The 25141-nt window shown below is 56.2% G+C and carries 24 protein-coding genes and 3 tRNA genes; 15 read left to right on the forward strand and 12 right to left on the reverse strand.

The annotated features are described in order from the left end of the window. Positions 1-24 precede the first annotated feature (24 nt). From BHE81_RS11765 to ypdK, 3 genes are all read left to right on the forward strand, one after another. Positions 25-483 (forward strand): nucleoside deaminase, encoded by a 459-nt coding sequence (locus BHE81_RS11765; RefSeq protein WP_023301635.1) that lies wholly within the window; start codon positions 25-27, stop codon positions 481-483. After that, positions 480-1676 (forward strand): cyanate transporter, encoded by a 1197-nt coding sequence (locus BHE81_RS11770; protein WP_004185022.1) that lies wholly within the window; start codon positions 480-482, stop codon positions 1674-1676. Before BHE81_RS11765 ends, BHE81_RS11770 begins: the two co-directional genes overlap by 4 nt. A gap of 338 nt (positions 1677-2014) precedes the next feature. Then, on the forward strand, positions 2015-2086 hold the full coding sequence (gene ypdK, locus BHE81_RS11775; protein WP_099119320.1) for a membrane protein YpdK: 72 nt from the start codon (positions 2015-2017) through the stop codon (positions 2084-2086). 70 nt (positions 2087-2156) lie between these two features. On the opposite strand, the gene alaC is transcribed toward ypdK, so the two are convergent. Further along, a complete protein-coding gene (gene alaC, locus BHE81_RS11780) occupies positions 2157-3371 on the reverse strand; it encodes an alanine transaminase (RefSeq protein WP_002913372.1) in 1215 nt (404 codons plus the stop codon). An 88-nt stretch (positions 3372-3459) separates the two neighbouring features. Between alaC and BHE81_RS11785 the strand changes: the two genes are divergently transcribed. Beyond that, positions 3460-3645 (forward strand): hypothetical protein, encoded by a 186-nt coding sequence (locus BHE81_RS11785; RefSeq protein ID WP_032409803.1) that lies wholly within the window; start codon positions 3460-3462, stop codon positions 3643-3645. Here the strand turns inward: BHE81_RS11785 and BHE81_RS28220 are convergent. Next, positions 3642-3755 carry a hypothetical protein gene (locus BHE81_RS28220; RefSeq protein ID WP_004153200.1) on the reverse strand — a complete coding sequence of 38 codons (114 nt, stop codon included), beginning with the start codon at positions 3753-3755 and terminating at the stop codon, positions 3642-3644. The genes BHE81_RS11785 and BHE81_RS28220 overlap by 4 nt on opposite strands. Between BHE81_RS28220 and BHE81_RS11790 the strand changes: the two genes are divergently transcribed. Together BHE81_RS11790 and BHE81_RS11795 are read left to right on the forward strand one after the other, a co-directional pair. Continuing rightward, complete coding sequence (locus tag BHE81_RS11790) at positions 3754-5451, forward strand: sensor histidine kinase (protein WP_110246487.1); 1698 nt, start codon at positions 3754-3756, stop codon at positions 5449-5451. The two genes, BHE81_RS28220 and BHE81_RS11790, sit on opposite strands and share 2 nt — an antisense overlap. An 11-nt stretch (positions 5452-5462) precedes the next feature. Continuing rightward, complete coding sequence (locus BHE81_RS11795; RefSeq protein WP_002913374.1) at positions 5463-6200, forward strand: LytR/AlgR family response regulator transcription factor; 738 nt, start codon at positions 5463-5465, stop codon at positions 6198-6200. Positions 6201-6253: 53 nt separating this feature from the next. Here the strand turns inward: BHE81_RS11795 and glk are convergent, their stop codons facing one another. Continuing rightward, positions 6254-7219: a glucokinase gene (glk, locus tag BHE81_RS11800; protein WP_073545702.1), complete on the reverse strand. Its 966-nt coding sequence runs from the start codon at positions 7217-7219 to the stop codon at positions 6254-6256. 263 nt (positions 7220-7482) lie between these two features. On the opposite strand from glk, the gene BHE81_RS11805 reads away from it, so the two are divergent. Next, on the forward strand, positions 7483-8718 hold the full coding sequence (locus tag BHE81_RS11805) for an ion channel protein (RefSeq protein ID WP_004180794.1): 1236 nt from the start codon (positions 7483-7485) through the stop codon (positions 8716-8718). Here BHE81_RS11805 and BHE81_RS11810 read toward each other — a convergent pair. Next, positions 8715-10376 (reverse strand): alpha-keto acid decarboxylase family protein, encoded by a 1662-nt coding sequence (locus BHE81_RS11810; RefSeq protein ID WP_023301633.1) that lies wholly within the window; start codon positions 10374-10376, stop codon positions 8715-8717. The two genes, BHE81_RS11805 and BHE81_RS11810, sit on opposite strands and share 4 nt — an antisense overlap. A 180-nt stretch (positions 10377-10556) precedes the next feature. Here BHE81_RS11810 and BHE81_RS11815 point away from each other — a divergent pair, with 180 nt between their 5' ends. After that, the gene (locus BHE81_RS11815; protein WP_023301632.1) at positions 10557-11549 is read left to right on the forward strand and encodes an aldo/keto reductase; all 993 of its coding nucleotides are present in this window, start codon (positions 10557-10559) and stop codon (positions 11547-11549) included. A gap of 130 nt (positions 11550-11679) precedes the next feature. After that, positions 11680-12027, forward strand: a complete 348-nt coding sequence (locus BHE81_RS11820) for a DUF2502 domain-containing protein (protein ID WP_110246486.1) — start codon at positions 11680-11682, stop codon at positions 12025-12027. Between the two features lie 57 nt (positions 12028-12084). On the opposite strand, the gene BHE81_RS11825 is transcribed toward BHE81_RS11820, so the two are convergent. Continuing rightward, a complete protein-coding gene (locus BHE81_RS11825; protein ID WP_002913421.1) occupies positions 12085-13326 on the reverse strand; it encodes an Nramp family divalent metal transporter in 1242 nt (413 codons plus the stop codon). 346 nt (positions 13327-13672) lie between these two features. Between BHE81_RS11825 and nupC the strand changes: the two genes are divergently transcribed. Further along, positions 13673-14875: a nucleoside permease NupC gene (gene nupC / locus BHE81_RS11830; RefSeq protein ID WP_002913423.1), complete on the forward strand. Its 1203-nt coding sequence runs from the start codon at positions 13673-13675 to the stop codon at positions 14873-14875. Positions 14876-14923: 48 nt separating this feature from the next. On the opposite strand, the gene BHE81_RS11835 is transcribed toward nupC, so the two are convergent. Beyond that, positions 14924-17095, reverse strand: a complete 2172-nt coding sequence (locus BHE81_RS11835; RefSeq protein WP_023301631.1) for an EAL domain-containing protein — start codon at positions 17093-17095, stop codon at positions 14924-14926. 209 nt (positions 17096-17304) lie between these two features. Next, positions 17305-17380 (reverse strand) — tRNA-Ala (locus BHE81_RS11840). A 219-nt stretch (positions 17381-17599) separates the two neighbouring features. Here BHE81_RS11840 and BHE81_RS11845 point away from each other — a divergent pair. Together BHE81_RS11845 and BHE81_RS11850 are read left to right on the forward strand one after the other, a co-directional pair. Next, complete coding sequence (locus BHE81_RS11845; protein ID WP_002913434.1) at positions 17600-17953, forward strand: MerR family transcriptional regulator; 354 nt, start codon at positions 17600-17602, stop codon at positions 17951-17953. A 3-nt stretch (positions 17954-17956) separates the two neighbouring features. After that, positions 17957-18349 (forward strand): MerR family transcriptional regulator, encoded by a 393-nt coding sequence (locus BHE81_RS11850; protein WP_002913435.1) that lies wholly within the window; start codon positions 17957-17959, stop codon positions 18347-18349. Between the two features lie 51 nt (positions 18350-18400). Here the strand turns inward: BHE81_RS11850 and gltX are convergent, their stop codons facing one another. Then, positions 18401-19819 carry a glutamate--tRNA ligase gene (gene gltX / locus BHE81_RS11855; RefSeq protein ID WP_004145598.1) on the reverse strand — a complete coding sequence of 473 codons (1419 nt, stop codon included), beginning with the start codon at positions 19817-19819 and terminating at the stop codon, positions 18401-18403. Between the two features lie 259 nt (positions 19820-20078). Between gltX and BHE81_RS11860 the strand changes: the two genes are divergently transcribed. After that, positions 20079-20154: transfer RNA gene (locus BHE81_RS11860), tRNA-Val, on the forward strand. A 3-nt stretch (positions 20155-20157) separates the two neighbouring features. Beyond that, positions 20158-20233: transfer RNA gene (locus BHE81_RS11865), tRNA-Lys, on the forward strand. A gap of 84 nt (positions 20234-20317) precedes the next feature. Here BHE81_RS11865 and BHE81_RS11870 read toward each other — a convergent pair. After that, entirely contained in the window at positions 20318-21244 is a 927-nt protein-coding gene (locus BHE81_RS11870) for a LysR family transcriptional regulator (RefSeq protein ID WP_002913438.1), read from the reverse strand. Between the two features lie 88 nt (positions 21245-21332). On the opposite strand from BHE81_RS11870, the gene BHE81_RS11875 reads away from it, so the two are divergent. Beyond that, positions 21333-22331 (forward strand): bile acid:sodium symporter family protein, encoded by a 999-nt coding sequence (locus BHE81_RS11875; RefSeq protein WP_149888805.1) that lies wholly within the window; start codon positions 21333-21335, stop codon positions 22329-22331. Here BHE81_RS11875 and BHE81_RS11880 read toward each other — a convergent pair. The 3 genes from BHE81_RS11880 to zipA all read right to left on the reverse strand — a co-directional run. Continuing rightward, complete coding sequence (locus BHE81_RS11880; protein ID WP_110246603.1) at positions 22328-22546, reverse strand: DUF3820 family protein; 219 nt, start codon at positions 22544-22546, stop codon at positions 22328-22330. The two genes, BHE81_RS11875 and BHE81_RS11880, sit on opposite strands and share 4 nt — an antisense overlap. A 1-nt stretch (position 22547) precedes the next feature. Next, positions 22548-24563, reverse strand: coding sequence for an NAD-dependent DNA ligase LigA (gene ligA / locus BHE81_RS11885; protein WP_004180820.1), 2016 nt, complete (start codon positions 24561-24563; stop codon positions 22548-22550). A 69-nt stretch (positions 24564-24632) separates the two neighbouring features. Then, positions 24633-25141: cell division protein ZipA (gene zipA, locus BHE81_RS28715; protein ID WP_129497700.1), on the reverse strand; the 509-nt coding region annotated here is incomplete at its 5' end.

The following is a 25141-nucleotide window of genomic DNA, read 5'->3' on the forward strand; positions in this document are numbered from 1 at the left end:
ACATCGTTTTATGCAGGAGTGACTATGTCCGCTCACGATCGTTATCTTCAGCGCGCATTAGTGCTGGCAAAACAAAACATTGCTGACGGTGGGCGCCCCTTCGGCGCCGTGCTGGTGCGGAATGATGAGATTGTCGCTGAAAGCGTCAATACCTTTCATCTGAGCGGTGACCCAACGGCGCATGCCGAACTGAACGCCGTACGCGATCTTGCCGCCAGACTGGGAAGCGCGGCGTTGCGCGAATGCGTCATCTATGCCAGCGGACAGCCTTGCCCTATGTGCCTGAGCGCGCTCTATTTAACCGGTGTGCGGGAAGTGTTTTTCGCCAATAGCAATCAGGACGGGGAGCCTTTTCAGCTCTCGACCGCCGCGATTTATCAGCAGCTGCAGCAGCCGCTGGCCCAGCAAACGCTGCCGATCCATCATCGCCCGCAGCCGGAGGGAACTGAACTTTATCAGCGCTGGGCGGAACGGCAGTCATGACACCAGCGCTGCGACAGAACCTGACGCTGGCAGTCCTGGTACTGACTGGGATCAATATGCGGCCGCTGCTTACCTCCATTGGTCCTTTGCTGCCGGACATCCGCGCAGCCAGCGGCATGAGCTATACCCTGGCCGCACTCCTGACCGCGCTGCCGGTGATCGCGATGGGGGTGCTGGCGCTGGCCGCTGGCTGGGTCGATCGCTATATCGGTCAAAAGCGCAGTATTGCGCTGAGCCTGCTGATTATCGCGGCAGGCGCCCTGCTGCGGGAAATCGCCCCGAATAGTGGCTTACTGCTCACCAGCGCTCTGGCCGGAGGAATTGGCATCGGCATTATTCAGGCCGCCATTCCGGCGGTAATTAAGCACCTCTTTCCCCGACGGACGCCGCTGGTGATGGGACTATGGTCAGCGGCGCTGATGGGCGGCGGCGGGTTAGGCGCCGCGTTCACCCCATGGCTGGCGTCACATAGCGCGGCCTGGCATGATGCGCTAGCCTGGTGGGCGCTCCCTGCGCTCCTGGCTCTGCTCAGCTGGCTGGCGATTTGTCGGCAATTGCCTCGCGCACCGCATCAGACCAGCGCTTCCCCCCGGATCGCGATTATTGGCCAGCGCCGCGCCTGGACGCTGGGACTCTATTTCGGACTGATCAATGCCGGTTACGCCAGCCTGATCGCCTGGCTGCCTCCTTACTACATCCAGCTAGGCGATAGCGCCCAGTACAGCGGTTCGCTGCTGGCGCTGCTGACCGTCGGGCAAACCGCCGGCGCGCTGCTGCTCCCGGCGCTGGCTCGCCAGGAGGATCGGCGCCAGCTTCTTCTGCTAGCGCTGGCGCTACAGCTGATTGGCTTCTGCGGCTTTATCTGGCTGCCAGAGCATTTCTCTGCGCTCTGGGCCATTGCCTGCGGCGTGGGGTTGGGCGGCGCGTTTCCTCTGTGCCTGGTGCTGGCGCTGGATCACGCCGGACAACCGGCGGTGGCCGGCAGGCTGGTAGCCTTTATGCAGGGGATCGGATTTATCATCGCCGGTCTGTCGCCCTGGCTTTCCGGCCTGCTGCGTAGCCTGAGCGGGAACTACACGCTTGACTGGTCCTGGCATGCGATCTGCGTCCTGCTACTCATGGCGCTGACGCTGCGCTTTATCCCGGCACACTACCCGGCCGAGTGGCGACAGCGCGCCTCAGACCTGCCCTGAACCGACGGCGGCGCGTGGCAAAGATAATGCCGCGCGCTCTCGTTGGCCTTCTCCGCCCGCCCCATCGCTAAAACCCGTTTCCTTCGCGTCGCTGGCGCTAAATTTATTACCCTGTGAAATTAATGTGTCGCCGAATCACGACACTCGTAAGTAACTAAAAATTAATAAAAAAATGCCTCTTGTTTCCCTGATTTTTTAGGCGTACATTAGCGCCATCTGGAGCACTAAACGCACAGAATTACGGGCTGCTGCAGGGTGAAGTTACACTGGCGACAGCCCTTGAAAAACAGAACAATTAATTCATTTGAACGTCGCACAAGCGCGTGGAGTGATGAGTCGTGAAATACTTCTTTATGGGCCTCTCTTTTATGGTCATCGTTTGGGCCGGTACTTTTGCCCTGATGATCTAGACTGCAGCGGTGTCAAAAAAAACGGGAGCCTTCATGCTCCCGTTTTTATTTTGCCGTGCTGCCCGCAGCGCTAGCTCGCGGAGGCCAGCAGACCATCCGCGCGGAACATCGCCTTGATACCGCGGATCGCCTGGCGCGTACGGTCCCGGTTCTCGATCAGCGCGAAGCGGACGTGGGTATCACCATAGTCGCCAAAGCCAATCCCCGGCGAGACGCAAACCTTCGCTTCATTAAGCAGCTTTTTCGCAAACTCCAGCGACCCCATGGCGGCGTAAGGTTCCGGTATTTTCGCCCACACGTACATAGACGCTTTCGGACACTCCACCATCCAGCCGGCCTCATGAAGCCCTTTGACCAGCACATCGCGACGGCGCTTATACTGTTCGGCAATATCGCGCACGCACTGCTGATCGCCCTCCAGCGCAGCTATCGCCGCCACCTGCAGCGGAGTAAAAGTCCCGTAGTCATGATAGCTTTTGATACGAGCGAGGGCATTCACCAAAGTCTTATTACCCACCATAAAGCCAATGCGCCAGCCGGCCATGTTATAGCTTTTCGACAGGGTAAAGAACTCGACGGCGACATCCCGCGCGCCGGGCACCTGCATGATGGAGGGCGCTTTCCAGCCGTCATACACGATATCGGCATAGGCCAGATCGTGGACGACCAGAATGTCATACTGCTTCGCCAGAGCGACAACCTTTTCAAAGAAATCCAGTTCGACGCACTGCGCGGTCGGATTTGAGGGAAAGCCAAGGATCATCATCTTCGGCTTCGGATAGCTCTCGCGGATGGCGCGTTCCAGCTCGTTAAAGAAATCCACCCCTTCCACCAGCGGCACCGAGCGCACCTGCGCCCCGGCAATCACCGCGCCATAGATATGAATCGGATAGCTGGGGTTCGGCACCAGTACGGTGTCGCCATGATCCAGCGTCGCCAGCATCAGGTGCGCCAGCCCCTCTTTCGAACCAATGGTGACGATCGCTTCCGATTCCGGATCGATATCGACGTTATAGCGTTCTTCATACCAGCGTGAAATGGCGCGACGCAGGCGCGGGATCCCCCGCGAGGTAGAGTAACCATGGGTGTCAGGCCGTTGAGCAACGGTGCAAAGTTTTTCCACGATATGCGGCGGCGTCGCGCCATCGGGATTACCCATACTGAAATCGATAATATCTTCGCCGCGCCGACGCGCAGCCATTTTCAGTTCAGCAGTAATGTTAAAAACGTACGGAGGGAGACGATCGATACGCGTAAAACGGCGTTCAGGACTGGATTCAGCCATAGGTTCCTCTAATTAACGTTAGCGCCCGGACCGTCCGAGCGACGCTGCCGCTGTTGCGGCTCGTTTAGAAAATAACCTGAAAAAATTCATGTTGTCGAGAGGCCCGTTAAAAAATATTCCCTGGCATATAAAACGGGTATCGACTGCGCTAAATGCGGCAGTTCATTGGCGGAATAATCCCGGGTTGTATAAAGGTGGTAACACACTGATATCTTTCTTAACACAGAATATTATCGTTAATGACGAAGACCGCCGCTATCGCGATGCTTTTTAATTAATCCCCTTTAAAAAGTGCGACTTTTCCGCTTTATGGTTCCACGGCTGGTCTTCTGCCGTCAGGTTTTTTATCATGTCCCTTTCTGGCCACTGACGCGGCGCACCCATGCACGAAATCTTTACTATGATGCTGGCGGTCTATGATCGTGCGGCCCTGATGCTTATTTGCCTCTTTTTCCTTATTCGCCTGCGCCTGTTCCGCGAACTGTTGCATAAGTCGGCCCATACTCCGAAAGAGCTGCTGGCGGTGACAGCCATTTTCTCGCTGTTCGCGCTATTTAGTACCTGGTCCGGCGTCCCGGTTGAGGGGTCCCTGGTGAACGTCCGCATTATCGCCGTGATGTCCGGTGGGATCCTGTTTGGTCCCTGGGTGGGCGCGATTGTCGGGGCGATTGCCGGCGTGCACCGCTATTTGATTGATATCGACGGCGTGACCGCGGTGCCCTGCTTTATCACCAGCATTGTCGCCGGCCTGCTGTCGGGGTTGATTAATCGTAAAGTGGCCCGCGAACAACGGTGGAAAATCGGCATTCTGGCGGGGATGATGTGTGAAACTCTGACCATGATCCTGGTGGTGGTCTGGGCGCCTTCCCTGAGTCTCGGCGTAGATATTGTTTCGAAAATTGGTATCCCGATGATCCTCGGCAGCGTCTGCATCGGCTTTATCGTGCTGCTGGTGCAGAGCGTTGAAGGGGAAAAGGAGGCCAGCGCGGCGCGGCAGGCGAAACTGGCGCTCGATATCGCCAACAAAACCCTGCCGCTGTTTCGACACGTTAACAGCGATTCTCTGCGCCAGGTTTGCGAGATTATCCGCCGCGACATTACCGCCGACGCGGTGGCGATCACCAATACCGAGCACGTGCTGGCCTACGTGGGCGTCGGTGAAGCCAACTATCAACGCCACGACGATATGATTAGCCCCACCACCCGGCAGGCGATTCGTTATGGGAAAATCATCATAAAAAACAATGACGAAGCCCACCGCACCCCGGAGATCCACTCCTTGATGGTGATCCCGCTGTGGGAAAAAGGGGTGGTGACCGGCACGCTAAAAATCTATTACTGCCACGCCCATCGCATCACTTCGACGCTGCAGGAGATGGCGATTGGCCTGTCGCAAATAATCTCCACCCAGCTGGAAGTCTCCCGCGCCGAACAGCTGCGGGAGATGGCCAACAAAGCGGAGCTGCGCGCCCTGCAAAGCAAAATTAACCCGCATTTTTTATTTAATGCGCTGAACGCGATCTCCTCCTCGATTCGCCTTAATCCGGACACCGCGCGCCAGCTCATTTTTAATCTGTCGCGCTACCTGCGCTATAACATCGAATTAAAAGACGATGAGCAGATTGATATCAAACGAGAGCTGTATCAGATCAAAGATTATATCGCTATTGAACAGGCGCGATTCGGCGACAAGCTGACGGTCATCTACGATATTGACGACGACGTCAGCTGCGTGATCCCGAGCCTGCTTATCCAGCCGCTGGTGGAAAATGCCATTGTTCACGGTATTCAACCCTGTAAAGGCAAAGGCGTGGTGACGATCGGCATTAACGAGTGCGGCAATCGGGTACGCATCAGCGTTCGCGATACGGGCAACGGTATCGATCCCGCCGTGGTCGCCCGCGTGGAAGCCGATGAGATGCCGGGTAACAAAATCGGCCTGCTCAATGTGCATCATCGGGTGAAACTTCTCTACGGCGAGGGTTTGCATATCCGCAATCTGACGCCGGAAACCGAAATTGCCTTTTATGTCCCCAATAACTCTACGCCGCAGGCGCTGACGGAGTCGCTGTTGTCATGAGCGGAGAAAAGATGAAAGTTATCATTGTGGAGGATGAGTTTCTGGCCCAGCAGGAGCTCTCCTGGCTTATTAACACCCATAGCCAGATGGAGATCGTCGGCAGCTTTGACGACGGCCTGGACGTGCTGAAATTTCTCCAGCACAACAAGGTCGACGCCATCTTTCTCGATATCAATATTCCGTCGCTCGACGGGGTTCTGCTGGCGCAAAACATCAGCCAGTTTGCCCATAAACCTTTTATCGTCTTTATCACCGCGTGGAAAGAACATGCGGTGGAAGCCTTTGAGCTGGAAGCCTTTGACTACATCCTGAAACCCTACCAGGAGTCGCGCATCATCAATATGCTGCAAAAGCTGACCACCGCCTGGCAGCAGCAAAATAACGCTGCTTCAGGATTAGCCAGCGCGGCGCCACGGGAAAACGACACCATCAATCTGATCAAAGATGAGCGGATCATCGTCACCAGTATTCATGATATTTATTATGCCGAGGCGCATGAAAAGATGACATTCGTCTATACCCGCCGGGAGTCATTCGTCATGCCGATGAACATTACTGAATTCTGCAGCAAACTGCCCACCGCGCATTTCTTCCGCTGCCACCGCTCGTATTGCGTAAATCTCAGCAAAATTCGGGAAATTGAGCCGTGGTTCAACAACACCTATGTGCTGCGCCTGCGTGACCTGGAGTTTCAGGTTCCGGTCAGTCGCAGTAAAGTGAAAGAGTTTCGCCAGCTGATGAATCTGTAGAGAGCGGAAAGCGCCGCCATCCGGGCTACGACGGTAGCCCGGGAGAAGAATGCTTAAAGCACCTGGCCCAGCGTCTGACGCAGATGCGCGCCGGAGCCCAGCAGGCCTGGGTTATCATGCACAATCAGGTAAACCGGGATATCCTGAACATAAGCTTTAAAACGGCCTTTGTCTTCAAAACCGCCGCGGAAACCAGAGGCTTTAAAGAACTCCAGGAAGCGCGGCACGATGCCGCCGGCGATATACACCCCGCCAAACGTCCCGAGGGTCAGCGCCAGGTTACCGCCGAAGCGTCCCATAATGACGCAGAACAGCGACAGCGCCCGACGACAGTCAGTGCAGCTGTCCGCCAGCGCTCGCTCGGTCACCTCACGCGGCTGCAGATTCTCCGGCAGTCGGCCGTCCGATTTGACAATCGCGCGATACAGGTTGACCAGCCCAGGACCTGAGAGCACGCGTTCTGCGGAAACATGCCCCAGCTCGGCGCGTAGCTCTTCCAGAATGATCCCTTCTTCTTCGCTGTTCGGGGCAAAATCAACATGACCGCCTTCGCCCGGCAGGCTGACCCAACGCTTATCAACGTGGACCAGATGCGCCACGCCGAGCCCGGTCCCGGCGCCATAAACGGCGATCGGTTTGCCCTCTACCGGCGCACTGCCACCAAACTGAATAAGGTGCTCAGCTTTCAGCATCGGAATGGCCATTGAAACAGCGGTAAAATCGTTAATTATCTCCAGATGGGCAAAGCCGAGGTTACGCTTCATTTCGGCGATAGAGAAAGCCCAGGTATGGTTGGTCATCGCCACCCAGTCGCCGGTAATCGGGCATGCGATGGCGATACAACCTTCGTTGACCGTTACCTGGTGCTCCTCGAGATAGACGCGCACCACTGCCTCCAGACTGGGGTAATCGAGCCCGGAATAGGTCTTTGCGCGAGAGATCTCTCCACTCGCCAGATCACATAGCGCCAGGCGGGCGTTGGTCCCCCCGACATCTCCTACTAAAGCAAATTTTGTCATTCCGTTACGGCTCCGCTAAAGTCAAAATAAATCTTTTGGCACACTGTAAATTCATGGCGGCTTAACAACAACGTCCAACGCGCAGACGCCCCTTGTTTAGCGACACAGGTCACATTTAGTTTGTAATCTATGCAAGGTAGCCTGTAAAGGACGCGCCGGATATCAGATGTCACCTTAACTTTATCGTTTCAGCACCATTTGCATCGACGGTCTCCGCTGACGAAGGCAAAGTAGTGCTCCAGCACTTTTACAAGGACATTTCCATGCTCCATCCTCGCGCCAGAACAATGCTGATCCTGTCGGTGCCGGCCATCCTGATAGGTATCGCCTGCAGCCTGATCCTGATCGTGGCGATGAAGGTTGCCGCGCTGCTGCAGCGCGTGCTGTGGAGCAATCTGCCCGCGCAGTTGGGGGTGAGCGCCGACAGCCCGCTGTGGGTCATCGCCATGCTGACGGCGACAGGCATCGCGGTGGGTCTGGTCATTCGTTACAGCCCCGGGCACGCCGGGCCGGATCCAGCGACCGAGTCGTTAATCGGCGCTCCCATTGCCACCGGCGCGCTGCCCGGACTCCTGGCCGCGCTGATCCTCGGCCTCGCCGGCGGCGTCAGCCTCGGCCCGGAGCATCCGATTATGGTGGTGAATATCGCGCTGGCTGTCGCTGTCGGCTCCCGACTGTTTCCGCGCGTCAGCTCGCTGGACTGGACCATCCTCGCGGCCTCAGGCACCATCGGCGCCCTCTTCGGTACCCCGGTTGCCGCCGCGCTGATTTTTTCGCAAACCCTCAATAGCAGCAACGATACGCCACTGTGGGATCGCCTCTTTGCTCCCCTCCTCGCCGCCGCCGCCGGCGCGTTGACGACGGGTCTGTTTTTCCATCCCCATTTTTCGCTGCCGATCCCGCACTATGGTCAGATGCGCTTCGTTGATATTCTCAGCGGCATTATCGTCGCCCTGATCGCTATCGCCGTCGGCATGGTGGCCGTCTGGTGTCTGCCGCGACTGCATGCCCTGATGCATCGGTTGAAAAATCCAATCCTGACCCTCGGTATCGGCGGGCTGCTGCTGGGGATCGTGGGGACGATAGGCGGGCCCTTAACGCTCTTTAAAGGGCTGGATGAGATGCAGCAGCTGGCCTTCAGCCAGACGCTAACCGCCGCGGATTTTCTGCTTATCGCGCTGGTCAAACTGGCAGCCCTGGTTCTTGCCTCAGCCAGCGGCTTTCGCGGCGGGCGAATTTTCCCGGCGGTGTTCGTCGGGGTAGCGCTGGGGCTGATGCTGCATGCTCATGTTGACGCGGTGCCGGCGGCAATCACCGTTTCCTGCGCGATCCTCGGCATGGTGCTGGTCGTCACTCGCGACGGCTGGTTGAGCCTGTTTATGGCCGCCGTGGTGGTCCCGGATACGACTCTGCTGCCGCTGTTGTGTATGGTGATGCTCCCGGCCTGGCTGTTGCTGGCCGGGAGACCGTTGATGATTGCCAAACGGCATACCGATTAAACGCGGCTGTTTCGCTCCTCAAGGGCCTGCGTCACCGCGCGCAGGAAATCGGGGATATCCATTTTCGGCAGCATCACTTCTACCAGGGTGAGTGTATCGGAGGTGATGCTCTCCGTCATCACCTCCCGCAGTTCAGACGTCTGAGTGACCCGCCGGCAGCGCGAAGCAACGTCAGGGGCGAAGGCTTCCGGCAGCCGCTGCCAGTCCCACAGAGCGATGTCATTGTAGCGCTGCTCTGGACCATGAATCGCCCGTTCCACGGTATACCCTTCGTTATTCAGCAGCAGAATAAGCGGCTTTTGCTTATCACGCAGCATGGAGCCCATCTCCTGAATGGTCAGTTGGGCCGCGCCATCGCCGACAATTAGCACCACCCGCCGCTCCGCCGCCGCGGTTTGTGCGCCATAGGCGGCCGGGAGAGTAAAACCAATCGAGCCCCACAGCGGCTGGACGATCAGCGATGCTTCAGAGGGCAGCTTCAGCGCCGCAATGCCAAAGGCGGCCGTCCCCTGATCGGCGAGAATAATATCCCCCGGACGCAGGGCGCCCTGCACCGTCGCCCAGAAATTTTTCTGGGTCAACTCGCCTTCAGCGCCCTCCTCAGCCTCCGGCGCCACGATCTGAGGTGTAGCCCACTCCGCCGCCAGCGGGGCGGAAAGCGTCATCAGCGCGGCCAAAGCCTTATCCATCGGCACCCCGCTGAACCAGTGATCGCCCACCCTGACGGCGAAGGGCTGGATCTCAATAGTCTTTTCCCGCGCCAGATGTTGGGTAAATCCTGCGGTGATGGTGTCGGTGAAGCGCGTGCCAATGCAGATGATGGTGTCGGCGTTTTCAATCGCCTCCCGGGTCTGCGGCGCGCTGGCAATCCCGCTGTAGGTGCCGACAAACCCGCTCTGCTGCTCATCAAACAATCCCTTGCCCATGAGCATCGTCGCATGGGCGACAGGCGTTTTCGCCACCCACTCCCGGAGCGTCTTCTGCAGGCCATAACGTTGCGCCAGGAAGTCCGCCAGCAGGGAAATGCGTCGGCTGCCCCGCAGCAGGCGGCTGGCATGTTCGCAGAACCCGGCAAGCTGGTTTTCATCCGCCGGAGCGGGCTCCACCAGCAAGCGCTGGGCTGGGGCAATCGCTGCCGCTCTGGCGACATCGGCTGGCAGCATCAAATAGCCGGGGCGATGATGCGTCAACATATCGCGCAGCACACGGTCGATTTCATGGCAGGCGTTGCCGGCGGTCAGCAGCGCCTGGCTACAGGTGATCTGCTCGCTCATGCGGGCGAAATGGCGAAAATCGCCATCGCCGAGGGTATGGTGCAGCAGTTCGCCGCGCTGCTGGGCGCCGGTAGAGGGCGCACCGACAATATGCAATACCGGAATATGTTCCGCATAGCTACCCGCAATGCCGTTCAGCGCGCTCAATTCGCCGACGCCGTAAGTGGTCAGCAGCGCACCGGCCCCTTTGATGCGCGCATAGCCGTCAGCGGCATATGCCGCATTCAGCTCGTTGGCGCAGCCGACCCACCCCAAGGCGCTGTGCGCGATGACGCGATCGAGAAACTGTAAGTTGTAATCTCCCGGCACGCCGAACAAGCGGTCAATACCGCAGTCGACAAGGCGATCCAGCAGATAATCCCCAATAGTGTAGGTCGGTTGCATATCCATTATCCTCATTTTGGTGCAGGTGTAATTTGAGTATTGAATAAGCGATCCGCCTGTCCAGATGGGAGCTGATAATGGCAGTGTAAAGCAATAATTACGCAGAAAAAGCAGTGTACTCCACGCAGAACATTGTTTAGTGTAAACGTATACACAACCTGTTTTGTCGGCGGAGGAAGAATGGTTTACCAGGCAAGCACCACGCGATATCAAACGATGGAGTACCGTCGCTGCGGCCGCAGCGGTCTGCAGCTACCGGCCATTTCCCTTGGCCTGTGGCATAACTTTGGCGATGAAACGCGAGTGGAAACTAGCCGGCAGATGCTCCTGCACGCTTTTGACCTCGGTATAACCCATTTCGATTTGGCCAACAACTATGGGCCGCCGCCGGGCTCGGCGGAAAGCAACTTTGGCCGCATCCTGAAAGAGTCGCTCCTGCCTTATCGCGATGAGTTAATCATCTCCACTAAAGCAGGTTACACGATGTGGGACGGCCCTTACGGCGACTGGGGATCGCGAAAATATCTGGTAGCCAGTCTTAACCAGAGCCTTAAACGCATGAGGCTGGAATACGTTGATATTTTTTATCATCACCGGCCTGATCCACAGACGCCGCTGATGGAAACGATGCGTGCGCTCGATCATCTGGTTCATCAGGGTAAAGCGCTATATGTCGGGATCTCCAACTATCCTCTGGCCCAGGCGCGGGAGGCGGTGAAGATCCTTAACGACCTCGGCACCCCCTGCATCATTCACCAGCCTCGCTACTCGATGTTCGAACGCGGCGTGGAAGAAGGACTGCTGGATTTTCTGCAGACGGAAGGGATTGGAAGCATAGCGTTTTCACCGCTGGCCGGCGGGCAACTTACCGACCGCTATCTCAACGGCATTCCGGCCGACTCGCGCGCCGCCAGCAGCAGTCGTTTTCTGCAGCCGGAACAACTGACTCCTGCCCGATTAGAAAAAATTCGTCAGCTTAACAGGCAGGCGGAAGCGCGTGGGCAGAAGCTGTCGCAGATGGCGCTGGCCTGGGTGTTGCGCGAAGAGAAAGTCACCTCGGTGCTGATCGGCGCCAGCAAAACCGCGCAACTGGATGATGCCGTCGGCATGCTGCAGAATCGCCATTTCACCACCGAGGAGTGCGCGGCCATTGACGCCATCCTTGCGCTGTAAAGCAAATGTTACTTTAGCAAAAAGTGCTCTTTCCTGTGCTTTCGGAGTTCGTCCGATGCGGCGGGTCTTTACCGGCCCGTAATATCAGGTTAACAGGCCGCTTACGGCCCCGATCGTGAAGGAGAAGAGTATGTTCAGGTCACTGATTCTGGCAGCAGTACTGCTGGCCGCAGGGCCACTGGTCGCTAACGCTGGTGAAATCACCCTGCTGCCATCGGTAAAATTACAAATAGGCGATCGTGACAATTACGGTAACTACTGGGACGGTGGCAGCTGGCGCGACCGTGATTACTGGCGTCGTCACTATGAATGGCGTGATAACCGTTGGCATCGTCATGACAACGGCTGGCACAAAGGCTGGTACAAAGGCAGAGATAAAGCCTGGGAGCGCGGCTATCGTGCTGGCTGGAACGACCGCGATGACCACCGCGGCGGCTGGGGACGCGGCCCGGGCGGGCACGGTCATGGCCATCACTAACAAACGAAAAGGGGAGCCCATCGGCTCCCCTTTACTTTATTCAGCATCAGGAATCAATTAATCCACCCCGAGCAGCGACCCCACAATTAACCAGCCGTTCAGGCTCACCACAATAGCGACTATCGCCCAGCCGATGCCTCTCACCCAACGGGTATTCACCAGGTCCCCCATCAGCTTCGCATTGCTGGTAAATATCAGCAGCGGCACCAGGGCAAGCGCAATGCCAAAGCTGAGCAACACCTGACTCATTACCAAGATGCGCGTAGGATCCAGCCCCAGCAGAATGACGACAAACGACGGCAGCATGGTGATCGCCCGGCGAAACCACAGCGGAATATGAAAGCGGATAAACCCCTGCATAACGACCTGACCTGCCAGAGTGCCCACCACGGTCGACGATAAACCGGCGGCAATCAGGCTGAGGCCAAAGATGGTCGCCGCCGCGTGGCTCAGCAGCGGCTCCAGCGTCATGTAGGCCTGATCGAGATCGGCGACGCCGGTATGGCCATTAAAGTGGAATGCCGCCGCAGCGGTCGCCATCATCGCCAGATTGACGAACCCGGCAATGGTCATAGCGATCGCCACATCCCAGCGGGTCGCGTTATAGCGTTCTTTTCGCGTTCCGCCATGCAGATGCTGGGTAAGCGAGGAATGTAAGTAGATAACGTGCGGCATGATTGTCGCACCCAGTACCCCGGCGGCTAAGAATACCGCCTCCCCGTTGGGCAGTGTGGGGATCACCAGCCCTTTCGTCAGAGGAGCCAGCGCGGGCTGGGAAAAGATCAACTCCACGACATAGGCCACGGCGACAAACAGCAACAATCCACCGATCACCTTCTCCAGTGGTTTTTGTCCGCGCCGCTGCAGCATCAGGATCAGAAAAGTCGCCACCCCGGTCAGCACCGCCCCCTGCAGAAGCGACACGCCGAGCACCAGCTTAAAGCCAATCGCGGCGCCGATAAATTCAGCCAGATCGGTGGCCATAGCGATAATTTCCGCCTGTACCCAGTAAAACCAGACAACAGGACGCGGGTAATGGTCGCGGATCTGCTCGGCCAGGTTTTTGCCGGTGGCAATGCCCAGTTTGGCAGAAAGCACCTGGATCAGCATCGCCATCAGGTTAGCCCACACCACGACCCACAGCAGCTGGTAGCCAAAGCTGGCGCCGGCCTGAATGTTAGTGGCGAAATTACCCGGATCGATATAGCCAATGGCAGCGACGAAAGCCGGGCCCATTAAGGCGAGCTTCACCTTGCGCGCGGCGCGACTACTGCTATTCTCAACGCGACTGCTAGTCATCTTCTGCCTCTGGAAATATAGCCTTTGCTATGTTTCATGCTATCAAAATGCGAATGATTATCAAGTTCATTTAGAGTGGAGATAATGATTGCTGTGATAGAAGGGAACAATAGCTGGCCGGAAATGAAATACGGGCGTCAGAAAACGAGATCCAGCCCGCTATTAAGAGTAGTACAAGAATGCAACTTTTAAAACCTTTACGTAACATAACAAAAGTGGATGTTGGATCACTATTTTTGCCATTGGTCACAGTTCCTTGCAATAGTGTGCAATTGATCTCGTTTTCTTTAAAGCCGTTGCATAGAATGTGCACGGAAATTTAACCTGCCTCATATTTGGAGCAACTATGGACCGCGTCTTGCATTTTGTCCTCGCGATCGTTGTGGTGGCTATACTGGCCCTGTTGGTCAGCCATGACCGCCAAAAGATCCGTATTCGTTATGTTGTTCAACTGCTTGTCATTGAAGTCCTGCTGGCCTGGTTCTTCCTCAACTCCGATATTGGTCTGGGTTTTGTGAAAGGATTTTCCGAGATGTTTGAAAAACTCCTCGGGTTTGCCAACGAAGGGACAAACTTCGTGTTCGGCGGCATGAACGATAAAGGCCTGGCCTTCTTCTTCCTCAAGGTTTTGTGCCCTATCGTCTTCATTTCGGCTTTGATCGGCATTTTGCAGCATATTCGTATCCTGCCGATTGTCATTCGCGCGATCGGTACCGTCCTGTCGAAAGTTAACGGCATGGGCAAGCTGGAGTCCTTCAACGCCGTGAGCTCGTTGATCCTCGGCCAGTCGGAAAACTTTATCGCGTATAAAGATATTCTCGGCAAAATGTCGCGCAACCGCATGTACACCATGGCGGCGACGGCGATGTCCACCGTGTCCATGTCCATCGTAGGCGCTTACATGACCATGCTGCAGCCAAAGTATGTCGTTGCGGCGCTGGTGCTCAACATGTTCAGCACCTTTATCGTTCTGTCATTAATTAACCCTTACCGCGTGGAAGAGAGCGAAGAAAATCTGCAGATGTCGAATCTGCACGAAGGTCAGAGCTTCTTCGAGATGCTGGGCGAGTATATTCTGGCAGGTTTTAAAGTCGCGATTATCGTGGCGGCGATGTTGATCGGCTTCATCGCGCTGATCTCGGCGCTGAATGCCCTGTTCGCCACCGTGACCGGTTGGTTCGGCTATAGCATTTCCTTCCAGGGTATCCTCGGCTATATCTTCTACCCGGTTGCCTGGGTGATGGGTGTGCCGGCAAGCGAAGCGCTGCAGGTGGGCAGTATTATGGCTACCAAACTGGTCTCCAATGAATTCGTCGCCATGATGGATCTGCAGAAAATTGCCTCGACGCTCTCCCCGCGCGCGGAAGGCATTATCTCTATCTTCCTGGTCTCCTTCGCCAACTTCTCCTCTATCGGTATTATTGCCGGGGCGATCAAAGGTCTGAACGAAGAACAGGGCAACGTAGTTTCTCGCTTCGGTCTGAAGCTGGTGTACGGCTCCACGCTGGTTAGCGTGTTGTCCGCCTCGATTGCGGCGCTGGTTCTGTAACAGACGTCAGTCATCTGAGCCGGGCAATGCCCGGCTTTTTTTTGCCCGTCATTCACCCAGAGGCTGTGGTTTACCGATCAGATAACCCTGCAGATAATTCACGCCCAGCTCCAGCAAGCGCGCTTTTTGCGGTTCGCTTTCGACATATTCCGCCACCACGCTCATCTGTTTCGCCCGCGCCATCTCGACAATCGATTTCACCATGATGGCGTCCAGCGGGTCCGTGAGGATATCGCGGACGAAGCAGCCGTCAATCTTAATGATATCGGCCTGTAGATGTTTCAGACGTTCATAGTTCGCATAGCCGGTGCCAAAGTCATCAATAGCGATGGCGCAGCCAAACGCGCGCAACGCTTCAAGATTTTGCCGACTGGTGTCCGCATTAGAGAAGGCCTGCTCTTCGGTCACCTCAATAGTTATAAGTTCTGGCGAGACGCTATAGCGTTGAAACAGCGCGATAATCTGCCCTGCGCTGTTCTTTTGCATCAGAGTTGCAGGCAGCAGGTTGACCGAGAAGCGCTGGCCGGGATGCTTATGGAGCATACTGAACAAGGTCTCCAGCACCAGCATGTCAAAACGTTGGCTGAGGTTAAACTGCACAATCAGCGGAATGAATCGGTCGGGCATAATGACGCTATCGCCACAGCGCATGCGCGTGAGGATCTCATGATAACCCTCCCCCTCCGGATTCTGAATCGGTTGCGCATAGAGCATCAGCGCGCGATCTTTGAGCACTTGCTTGACGCGCATAAGGAGGCGCACCTGCTCGGTAGTTTGATCCACCACCAGATCCTGCTCCTCGTCCAGCGCCAGCACCCGACGTTCACTGCCCGCCTGTTCGGAAAGCCAGCTTAGCTGGCCCAGCATCTGGTAAAGTCCCTCACCCTGGCCGTCATCGCGGCCCCAGGCCGCGCCAAACTCCAAATCCAGCGGCTGATTGTGCCAGCTGAACTTTTTGTGGTTGAGGACCGCGACCATATGATTCAAGCGGGACGACGGCTCCGGTCCATCAAGCACGAGGATCAGTTCGCTGCCCGGTACCTGGAAGACTTTATCCGCCGCTCCCAGCAGCGGTTGCAGCGCCCGAATAATCTGCCGTTTACAGTCCACCCCCATCATCAGACCATAATGCCGACTGAGAAAGTCGAGATTATCAATACGCAGGCTGCAGATAGCCTGCTGAGGACAGCTCTGTAAATGGCTCTCCAGCGCGCGCAGGTTAGGCAAGCCGGTCAGCGGATCCTCTTCCGCCTGGCTACGCCAGCGGCGTTTGTTGCGGTCGCTGCGGGCATAGATGTCGGCCATATAAAACAAACAGATAGTAAAGGAGATCAGAACCGACAGCACAAAGGAGAGTGAATACTCGCTTTGCACCCCCTGGAGAAAGTTTTTGTTATATACCACCAGCAAAAAGGCCGAGACAGACCATGAAATACGCAATAGCGCATGGCCTATTCGACTGATACCGATAAAGTAGACAATAAAAATAACCGGAACTAAATAACCGGCAATAAATTCAGACTGATACGGCGCACACAATAGCGTTAATATCACCGCCAACGCGATAAACCAATATAGGGTAAAGGAGCGATATTGCGGTGCCAGCCACGGTAAACATTCCTGCTGCCAGAAACGTCGGGCGTAGCGCGGACTGATAATCATCCGCATTGGATAATAAAGAAACGTCGTAAAAATTAATGCCGCACTGATTAAACTTTGGATATCTATTACAGTATAAATCAACGGCATACTTCCAAAGTAACTGGTAATAGCTAATGGAAACGCAAAATATTGTCCGGCGAGATACATGGTGATTTTCAGGAGCACCGGCGCGAAGAAGCCGCCCCAGAAGATCCGCGCCCCCATATGTTTTGCCGTTGGACCGCAGCGCCAGCGCTTCCCCACCATCAGTCGCAGAATAGCGCAGGAGACAAACACGGCGAACAGTTGACAAAAAAGTAAGATAAACGCCTGCGGCAGCGTTAATTTAATGAGAAAACTATTGGTGATGGCAAACGCGAGAATTAATGGCGCAATTGCATAGCGGCCAAAGATAAAAATAACAGAAAACATCACGCTGATTGGCAGCCAGGCAATATAAATAAGGTTGCCGTCAATTATCGTTTGCGGTGAAATAAAACGAGCCAGCGGAATAGCGACTAAACAAATGATAAAGGCCAATAGAGTTTTTTTGATATTAATGTTAAGTTTATCAAGCATTATTGTTAATTAAAACTCCAGAAACCTCATCACGTTTAATGGGGGAAATGTTATGTTGCTTATTTAGGGCAAGCAAGGCGAATTATCAGGAAAAAGTCTGAAATTACTTTCGATTTTAATTGCTGGAGATTAACTGACGTAACCAGAAAGTGCTTTACATGAAACCCGCTAAAAACAAAAACCCCCGCCGAAGCGAGGGTTCTGAATTTTGGTGGAGCTAAGCGGGATCGAACCGCTGACCTCTTGCATGCCATGCAAGCGCTCTCCCAGCTGAGCTATAGCCCCGTAACGTAAAGCGTGTCGTGTTGACGGGCGGCATAATATGAATTCCTCGCTCAGGTGTCAACGGCAAAATTATCCTTCCCGATTCAATCGCTGAAAAAGCAGGCAACTTGCTGACATTGCGAGCCTTATCGCAGTCAGAAGTTAAACAGGTCACCTTTTCACGTAAAAGGATGCTATAACATGGGCAGCTAATTCCCATACATTTACTCAGGAAATAGTATGCTCAAGGAACGAATGACACCTGAAGAAATTGCCCATCTAACCGGCTACAGTCGGCAAACTATCAATAAGTGGGTGCGGAAAGAAGGCTGGCAAACCTCTCCGCGACCTGGCGTCCAGGGCGGCAAAGCGCGCCTGGTCCATGTCAATGAGCAAGTCAGGGAGTTTATCCGCAGCGCCCAGCGCGTGGCGGAGACGCCCGGCATCTATTCTCCCCATGATAGCGATCTGGAATCGCTGCTGCTGACCCTCAGTAAAGAACTCACCCCCAGCGAGCAGAAGCAGCTTATGTCTTTGTTGCTGCGCGAGGGGATCACCGGGTTACTGCTTCGGTTAGGGATCCGCGATCGGTAAACCATGATGAAACTGAAAGATAAAATGACGCCCGCAGAGCTTGCCGACTGCCTGGGGCTGGCCAGACAAACGATCAATCGCTGGGTTCGCGAGAAACAATGGCGCACCGAAGCAATACCCGGCGTTAAAGGGGGGCGAGCGCGACTGGTGGTTATCGACCAACCGGTACGCGAGTTTCTGACCAACATCCCTGCCAGACGCCATCTGCTTACCGACAATCATCTCGCGGAATCGCCAGGTGCATACCTGGTCAATGAGGCAGACGCGATCTGGCGGCAAATCACGGAAACCCTACAGCTGATGACTCCGGCAGAACAGCTGCAGCTCCGCGATCTGCTGGCCCGGGAAGGGATTAGCGGTTTTCTTGCCCGCCTCGGCATCGCCAGTCCGGAATAACAGACAAAAAAAACGGCAGGGTAACCTGCCGTTGTTTCAGCTGCGTCGCCGTCAGGACGCCTGGCCTTCGCGTTCAGCGATAAAAGCCAGCGCTTTATTGATACGATCTACGCTACGGGATTTACCGATAGCATGGACAGTAACGTCTAGCGCAGGAGATTGCCCTGCCCCGGTAACCGCCACGCGCAGCGGCATACCGACTTTACCCATCCCCACCTCCAGCTCATCAGCAGTTGCCTGAATCGCGTGATGGACGTTTTCCGCCGTCCAGTCGCTAATCGCCGCCAGCTTATCGCGAACCACTTCCAGCGGCTGACGCGCCACTGGACGCAGATGTTTTTTCGCGGCGTCGGCATCGAATTCAGCGAACTCTTCATAGAAGTAGCGGCAGCTCTGGGCCATCTCTTTCAGCGTCTTGCAACGCTCGCCCAGCAGTTTCACCAGCTCAGCCAGCTGCGGGCCGTTGCGAGTGTCGATATTTTCCTGCTCGATATGCCACTGCAGATGCGTTGCCACATACTCCGCCGGCAGGGTATTGATATAGTGATGGTTTAACCACAGCAGTTTATCGGTGTTAAAGGCACTGGCGGATTTGCTCACCGCGCCCAGCGAGAAGAACTCAATCATCTCTTCGCGAGTGAAAATCTCCTGATCGCCATGAGACCAGCCCAGGCGCACCAGATAGTTGAGTAGCGCTTCCGGCAGGTAGCCGTCGTCGCGATACTGCATCACGCTCACTGCGCCGTGGCGCTTGGAAAGTTTTTTACCGTCATCGCCGTTGATCATCGACACGTGCGCATAAACCGGCACCGGCGCATTCAGCGCTTTGAGGATGTTGATCTGGCGCGGCGTGTTGTTGATATGATCTTCGCCGCGGATCACGTGAGTGATCGCCATATCCCAGTCATCTACCACCACGCAGAAGTTATAGGTCGGGGAACCATCAGTACGGCGAATGATCAGATCGTCCAGTTCCTGGTTGCTGAACTCGATAGGTCCGCGGATCTGATCGTCAAAAATAACCGAACCTTCCTGCGGGTTGGCGAAACGCACGACGCACGGCTCATCATCAGCATGGTGCTCGTGGCTATGGCGGCAGCGGCCATCGTAACGCGGCTTCTCACCCTTCGCCATCTGCTCTTCGCGCAGCGCTTCCAGACGTTCTTTCGAGCAATAGCATTTGTAAGCGGTACCGGCTTCCAGCATCTCATCGATTACGTTGTTATAACGATCGAAACGTTTGGTCTGGAAATAGGGGCCTTCGTCCCATTGCAGATTCAGCCAGTTCATGCCATCCATGATGGCTTCAATTGCTTCCGGGGTGGAGCGTTCGAGATCGGTGTCTTCAATACGCAGCACAAACTCACCGCCGTGGTTACGGGCAAAAAGCCAGGAATAGAGAGCAGTACGCGCACCGCCAACGTGCAGATAGCCGGTTGGGCTTGGCGCGAAGCGAGTTTTGATTTTCATGAATTGGCCTTACGTTTAATAAAGATGCCGATAGCCGGCAATGTCCGGTGGAAATTATGGGTCAATATTCTAACACCGTGGGCTGATTCCTCAATGTTGTTCCCATCGGAACGTCACGGTTTGCCATTTTTGTTTATAAATCATGCTATGGCGCCGGTTTCGCGATCGCTTTGTTTAATTTTACGACGAACGAACGAATTCTTTAGAAAAGGCGTTGACTCATTTTCAACTCTCCCTATAATGCGACTCCACACAGCGGGGGTGATTAGCTCAGCTGGGAGAGCACCTCCCTTACAAGGAGGGGGTCGGCGGTTCGATCCCGTCATCACCCACCACTCGGGTCGTTAGCTCAGTTGGTAGAGCAGTTGACTTTTAATCAATTGGTCGCAGGTTCGAATCCTGCACGACCCACCAATGTAAAAAGGCGCCCTAAAGGCGCCTTTTTGCTATGCGCGGAACATGGCCCTGCCACGAGTCCCTCCGCAGCAATCCCCTCTGTCAGCGCTGATATAGCGGATCTTCAACCCTGGCGGCGGTTAAATTCTCCCCTTCTTCACGCACAATTTCCCATAACGCCTGAGCGGCGGTCGACAGCGAGCGATTTTTCCTGCATGCCAGCATCAGCTGCCGCTCCATCACCGGAGTCAGCCGTTTCACCGTCAGATGGCTCCCCTGCGGTAACGGTAGCGCCAGCGCCGGCAGAACGCTGATGCCAATTCCCGATTCTACCATCGGAAACAGCGTTGCCGGGTGGCCAATCTCCTGGACGATGTTTGCCCGGATAGCCAGCCTGCTGAGGGCCGCATCGATCAGCGGGCGGCTGCCGGACGCATAATCCTGCAGGATTAGCCTTTCATCCTGCAGCGCCTGCCACGGCACTTCTGTCAGGCTGGCAAAAGGATGATCCTCCCGGCAGAGCAGCAAAAATGGTTCCGCCAGAACCACTTCACACTGAAGGTCTGCCGCCGGGCCCGGATCAATCACGATGCCAAAATCCACTTCCCCTTGGCGGATACTCTCCAGCACCCACTGCTGGGGCCGATCGTGCAGCACAAAATCGATATCGGGATAACGACGATTGCTGTGAGCAATACACTGCGGAATAAGGTGGGCGGAAATCGTCTGACTGGCGGCGACCTTGACGGTGCCGCTCAGCTGCTGGCCTACCCGCCCGGCGTCACGCAGGGTAATCGTCAACTCATCAAGCAAACGTTCCAGCCTGCCCGCCAGCTGCTGACCCGCCTCGGTGAGCACCACTTCGCGAGTAGTACGGTCGAGCAGACGGACGCCGGTCTGATGCTCCAGCTCCTTGACGCTATGGCTGACGGCCGACTGACTTAAGCCAATCATCTCCCCTGCCCGGCTGAAGCTTCTGGCCCGGGCGACGGTGACAAATACTTTTAACTGACGCAGAGAGTAATTCATCTTTTTTATTCATGAATAGATGCAATAAATCAATTTTATTTCTCAAATGAAAAAAAGCACAATAGCGCATCTCTTTTCAGGAGCGTTTATGAAACTTTTCCGTATTCTCGATCCGTTTACGGCCACGCTAATCACCGTTGTCCTGCTGGCCTCATTCTTCCCGGCCCGTGGCGCTTTCGTCCCCTTCTTTGAACATCTGACCACCGCCGCCATCGCGCTACTGTTCTTTATGCATGGCGCTAAACTCTCCCGGGAGGCGATTATCGCCGGCGCCAGCCACTGGCGTTTGCATCTCTGGGTGATGTGCAGCACCTTTATTCTCTTCCCGCTACTCGGGGTTCTGTTTGCCTGGTGGGCGCCGGTGAATGTCGATCCGATGCTCTACAGCGGCTTTATCTATCTGTGCATTCTGCCGGCCACCGTGCAATCCGCTATCGCCTTTACTTCGCTGGCCGGGGGCAACGTCGCGGCTGCGGTTTGCTCAGCCTCGGCCTCCAGCCTGCTGGGGATCTTTGTTTCCCCGCTACTGGTGGGGGTCCTGATGAACCTTCACGGCGCAGGCGGCAGTCTGGAGCAGGTCGGTAAAATTATGCTGCAGCTGCTGCTGCCTTTCGTGCTCGGTCACTTATCGCGGCCGTGGATTGGCGACTGGGTGGCGAAGCATAAGAAGTGGATTGGTAAGACCGACCAGACCTCGATTCTGCTGGTGGTTTACTCCGCCTTTAGCGAGGCGGTGGTGAATGGCATCTGGCATAAAGTCGGTCTGGGATCGCTGCTGTTTATCGTGGTGGTCAGCCTGGTGCTGCTGGCCATCGTCATCGCGGTCAACGTCTTTGTCGCCCGCCGCTGCGGCTTTAACAAAGCCGATGAGATTACCATCGTCTTCTGCGGTTCGAAAAAGAGCCTGGCCAACGGCATTCCGATGGCCAATATTCTCTTCCCGACCTCCATCCTCGGCATCATGGTGCTGCCGTTGATGATCTTCCACCAAATCCAGCTGATGGTCTGCGCGGTGCTGGCGCGGCGCTACAAGCAGCAAACCGATGCGCGTCTCGCTGAGGAAAAGGCCAACGCGGCCAAAGCCTAACGCGCTTTCTTCAGGGGCTGGACCAGATCGCTCAGCCCCTCAGTTTTAATCATCAGGGTCAACGCCATCAGCTCGCCAAGATGCCCGGCAGGGAATTGATCCTTACGCGCGAACCACAATAAATACTCTTCCGGGACATCGATTAAGCGACGTCCCTTGTATTTACCGAACGGCATTTCGGTATTGGCTATCTCGACCAGCTGCGCTTTATCCACGTTATTCTCCCAGCAGACGCATCATTTCGGCTTCGTCAATCACCTCGATGCCCAGCTCCTGCGCTTTCGCCAGCTTAGACCCCGCCGCTTCGCCGGCAATCACCAGGTCGGTTTTCTTCGACACGCTGCCTGCCACCTTCGCCCCCAGCGCCACCAGACGCGCTTTGGCGTCATCGCGCGACAGCTGGCTGAGGCTGCCGGTAAGGACCACGGTTTTGCCTGCAAACGGGCTATCAATCTCTTCCGCCTTCACCACCACCGGCGCAGGCCAGCGAACCCCCTCCGCCAGCAGTTGCGCAATGACATCGCGGTTGCTCTCTTCGGCAAAGAAGTTGAAGGTATGGGTAGCGACGACGATGCCGACATCAGGGACTTTCTGTAGCTCCTCAATGGAAGCCTGCTCCAGGGCTTCGAGAGTGCCGAAATGCGCCGCCAGGCCCGCCGCCGTCGCTTCTCCTACCTCGCGAATACCTAAGGCGTAGAGGAAGCGTGCGAAGGTCGTCTCTTTGGCTTTCTCGAGGGCGTTGACTACGTTTTGCGCGGACTTCGGCCCCATCCGATCCAGCCCGGTCAGTTTCCCCGCCGTCAGCCGGAACAGATCCGCCGGGGTATGGACGTACTCTTTCTCCACCAGCTGGTCGATGATCTTGTCGCCCATGCCGTCAACGTCGAGCGCGCGACGGGAGACGAAGTGCTTGAGCGACTCTTTGCGCTGCGCGCCGCAGATCAGGCCGCCCGTACAGCGGGCTACCGCCTCGCCTTCCACCCGTTCAACGTCTGACTGACATACAGGACAGTGGGTCGGGAAGACGACATCCCGGGCATCCGCCGGACGCTCGGAAAGCACCACGTTAACCACCTGCGGGATCACATCGCCTGCCCGGCGAATCACCACCTTGTCGCCGATTTTCAAGCCTAAGCGTTCAATTTCATCGGCATTATGCAGGGTGGCATTGCTCACCAACACGCCGGCAACATGGACCGGCTCCAGACGCGCCACCGGCGTAATCGCCCCGGTGCGGCCCACCTGGAACTCCACGTCCCGGACGAAGGTCATCTGCTCCTGTGCCGGGAACTTAAAGGCCACGGCCCAGCGCGGCGCGCGGGCGACGAAACCCAGCTGTTCCTGCAGCGCCAGCGAATCGACTTTGATCACCACGCCATCAATGTCAAAGCCCAGGTGGGGACGCTCTTCCTCGACTTTACGATAGTAAGTAAGCACTTCCTCGGGGGTATGGCACAGGGTGACGCGATCGCTCACCGGCAGCCCCCATGCTTTGAACTGCAGCAACCGAGCCGAGTGGCTGGCCGGCAGCTCGCCGCCCTCCAGCACGCCCACGCCGTAGCAGAAGAAAGTAAGCGGTCGCTTCGCAGTGATGCGCGGATCGAGCTGGCGCAGCGAACCCGCTGCCGCATTACGCGGGTTAGCAAACACTTTCCCGCCGGTGCGGCGAGCTTCCTCATTGATTTTTTCAAACCCGGCCTGCGGGAGGAACACTTCCCCACGTACCTCAAGGCGTGCAGGAATATTCTCGCCATGCAGCTTGAGGGGGATGGCGCGAATAGTTCGCACGTTAGAGGTAATATCTTCGCCGGTGGTGCCGTCGCCGCGGGTTGCCGCCTGCACCAACACGCCGTTTTCGTAGAGAATGCTCACCGCGAGGCCGTCGAGCTTAAGCTCGCAGCAGTAGGTAAGATGATCTGTGCTTTTCAGGCGATCCTGTACCCGCTTGTTGAAGGCGAGAAAGCTCTCTTCGTCAAACACGTTATCCAGCGACAGCATCGGCACTTCATGGCGGATCTGGCTAAAGGCGGTGAGTGGCGCCGCCCCCACCCTCTGTGTTGGCGAATCCGGGGTAATCAGCTCCGGGTGCTGGCTCTCCAGCTCGCGCAGCTTGCGCATCAGGCGGTCATATTCCGCATCCGGCACTTCCGGCGCGTCCATAACGTGGTACAGATATTCATGATGGCGAAGCGTGGTTCGCAGTTCAGTCAGTTGTTGTTCGATTGGTTCCATATCACACCATCAATGATAAAAAACCCCCGACAGGCGGGGGTTGAGAAGGAATTGAGTTAACGCGGAACGTCAGGCGTTCGCGTCTTTCACTTCGCGAATACGATCCTGGTATTCACGCAGTTTTTGCGGCGTCATCATGCGACGCTGATCGTCAAGCACCACGCCGCCCACTTCGTCAGCGATATACTGCGCAGACTGCAGCATCAGCTTGAAGTTCTGCAATTCATCGCCGTAGGAAGGGACCTGCATAAAGATAGTCACCCCAGGGGTCATCATATCCGCCATGCTGTCCGGATTGAAGGTTCCCGGTTTCACCATGTTGGCCAGACTGAACAACACCGGACCGCTGCCGTCCGGACTTAGGTGGCGGTGGAAAATATTCATTTCACCAAACTTAAAGCCGGCCTGCTGGATACTGTTGATCAGCACTTCACCGTTAAGCTGGGCGCCATGATGCGCGGCGACGTTCATCACAATGACCGTCTCTTTGCGCTCTTTCGGCTGCGGCGCGGCGGGCTGCTGCGGCTCTACCGGCTGCGGTTCCGCGACGGCGGGCTGCGACGCGGCAACAGGCTGTG

This window comes from Klebsiella sp. AqSCr (genome assembly GCF_008452795.1).
GTDB classification, from domain to species: Bacteria; Pseudomonadota; Gammaproteobacteria; order Enterobacterales; family Enterobacteriaceae; genus Klebsiella; species Klebsiella pneumoniae.

Bases quoted from the DNA above. Each gene is read 5' to 3' on its own strand.
- BHE81_RS11765 (WP_023301635.1), top strand. From the start codon at position 25: ATGTCCGCTCACGATCGTTATCTTCAGCGCGCATTAGTGCTGGCAAAA.
- nupC (WP_002913423.1), top strand. From the start codon at position 13,673: ATGGACCGCGTCTTGCATTTTGTCCTCGCGATCGTTGTGGTGGCTATA.
- BHE81_RS11785 (WP_032409803.1), top strand. From the start codon at position 3,460: ATGTTGTCGAGAGGCCCGTTAAAAAATATTCCCTGGCATATAAAACGG.
- BHE81_RS11825 (WP_002913421.1), bottom strand. From the start codon at position 13,326: ATGACTAGCAGTCGCGTTGAGAATAGCAGTAGTCGCGCCGCGCGCAAG.
- BHE81_RS11875 (WP_149888805.1), top strand. From the start codon at position 21,333: ATGAAACTTTTCCGTATTCTCGATCCGTTTACGGCCACGCTAATCACC.
- BHE81_RS11795 (WP_002913374.1), top strand. From the start codon at position 5,463: ATGAAAGTTATCATTGTGGAGGATGAGTTTCTGGCCCAGCAGGAGCTC.
- ligA (WP_004180820.1), bottom strand. From the start codon at position 24,563: ATGGAACCAATCGAACAACAACTGACTGAACTGCGAACCACGCTTCGC.
- BHE81_RS11815 (WP_023301632.1), top strand. From the start codon at position 10,557: ATGGTTTACCAGGCAAGCACCACGCGATATCAAACGATGGAGTACCGT.
- BHE81_RS11820 (WP_110246486.1), top strand. From the start codon at position 11,680: ATGTTCAGGTCACTGATTCTGGCAGCAGTACTGCTGGCCGCAGGGCCA.
- BHE81_RS11850 (WP_002913435.1), top strand. From the start codon at position 17,957: ATGATGAAACTGAAAGATAAAATGACGCCCGCAGAGCTTGCCGACTGC.
- BHE81_RS11835 (WP_023301631.1), bottom strand. From the start codon at position 17,095: ATGCTTGATAAACTTAACATTAATATCAAAAAAACTCTATTGGCCTTT.
- BHE81_RS11845 (WP_002913434.1), top strand. From the start codon at position 17,600: ATGCTCAAGGAACGAATGACACCTGAAGAAATTGCCCATCTAACCGGC.
- BHE81_RS28220 (WP_004153200.1), bottom strand. From the start codon at position 3,755: ATGGGTGCGCCGCGTCAGTGGCCAGAAAGGGACATGATAAAAAACCTG.
- BHE81_RS11805 (WP_004180794.1), top strand. From the start codon at position 7,483: ATGCTCCATCCTCGCGCCAGAACAATGCTGATCCTGTCGGTGCCGGCC.
- BHE81_RS11810 (WP_023301633.1), bottom strand. From the start codon at position 10,376: ATGCAACCGACCTACACTATTGGGGATTATCTGCTGGATCGCCTTGTC.
- alaC (WP_002913372.1), bottom strand. From the start codon at position 3,371: ATGGCTGAATCCAGTCCTGAACGCCGTTTTACGCGTATCGATCGTCTC.
- glk (WP_073545702.1), bottom strand. From the start codon at position 7,219: ATGACAAAATTTGCTTTAGTAGGAGATGTCGGGGGGACCAACGCCCGC.
- BHE81_RS11870 (WP_002913438.1), bottom strand. From the start codon at position 21,244: ATGAATTACTCTCTGCGTCAGTTAAAAGTATTTGTCACCGTCGCCCGG.
- gltX (WP_004145598.1), bottom strand. From the start codon at position 19,819: ATGAAAATCAAAACTCGCTTCGCGCCAAGCCCAACCGGCTATCTGCAC.
- BHE81_RS11790 (WP_110246487.1), top strand. From the start codon at position 3,754: ATGCACGAAATCTTTACTATGATGCTGGCGGTCTATGATCGTGCGGCC.
- BHE81_RS11770 (WP_004185022.1), top strand. From the start codon at position 480: ATGACACCAGCGCTGCGACAGAACCTGACGCTGGCAGTCCTGGTACTG.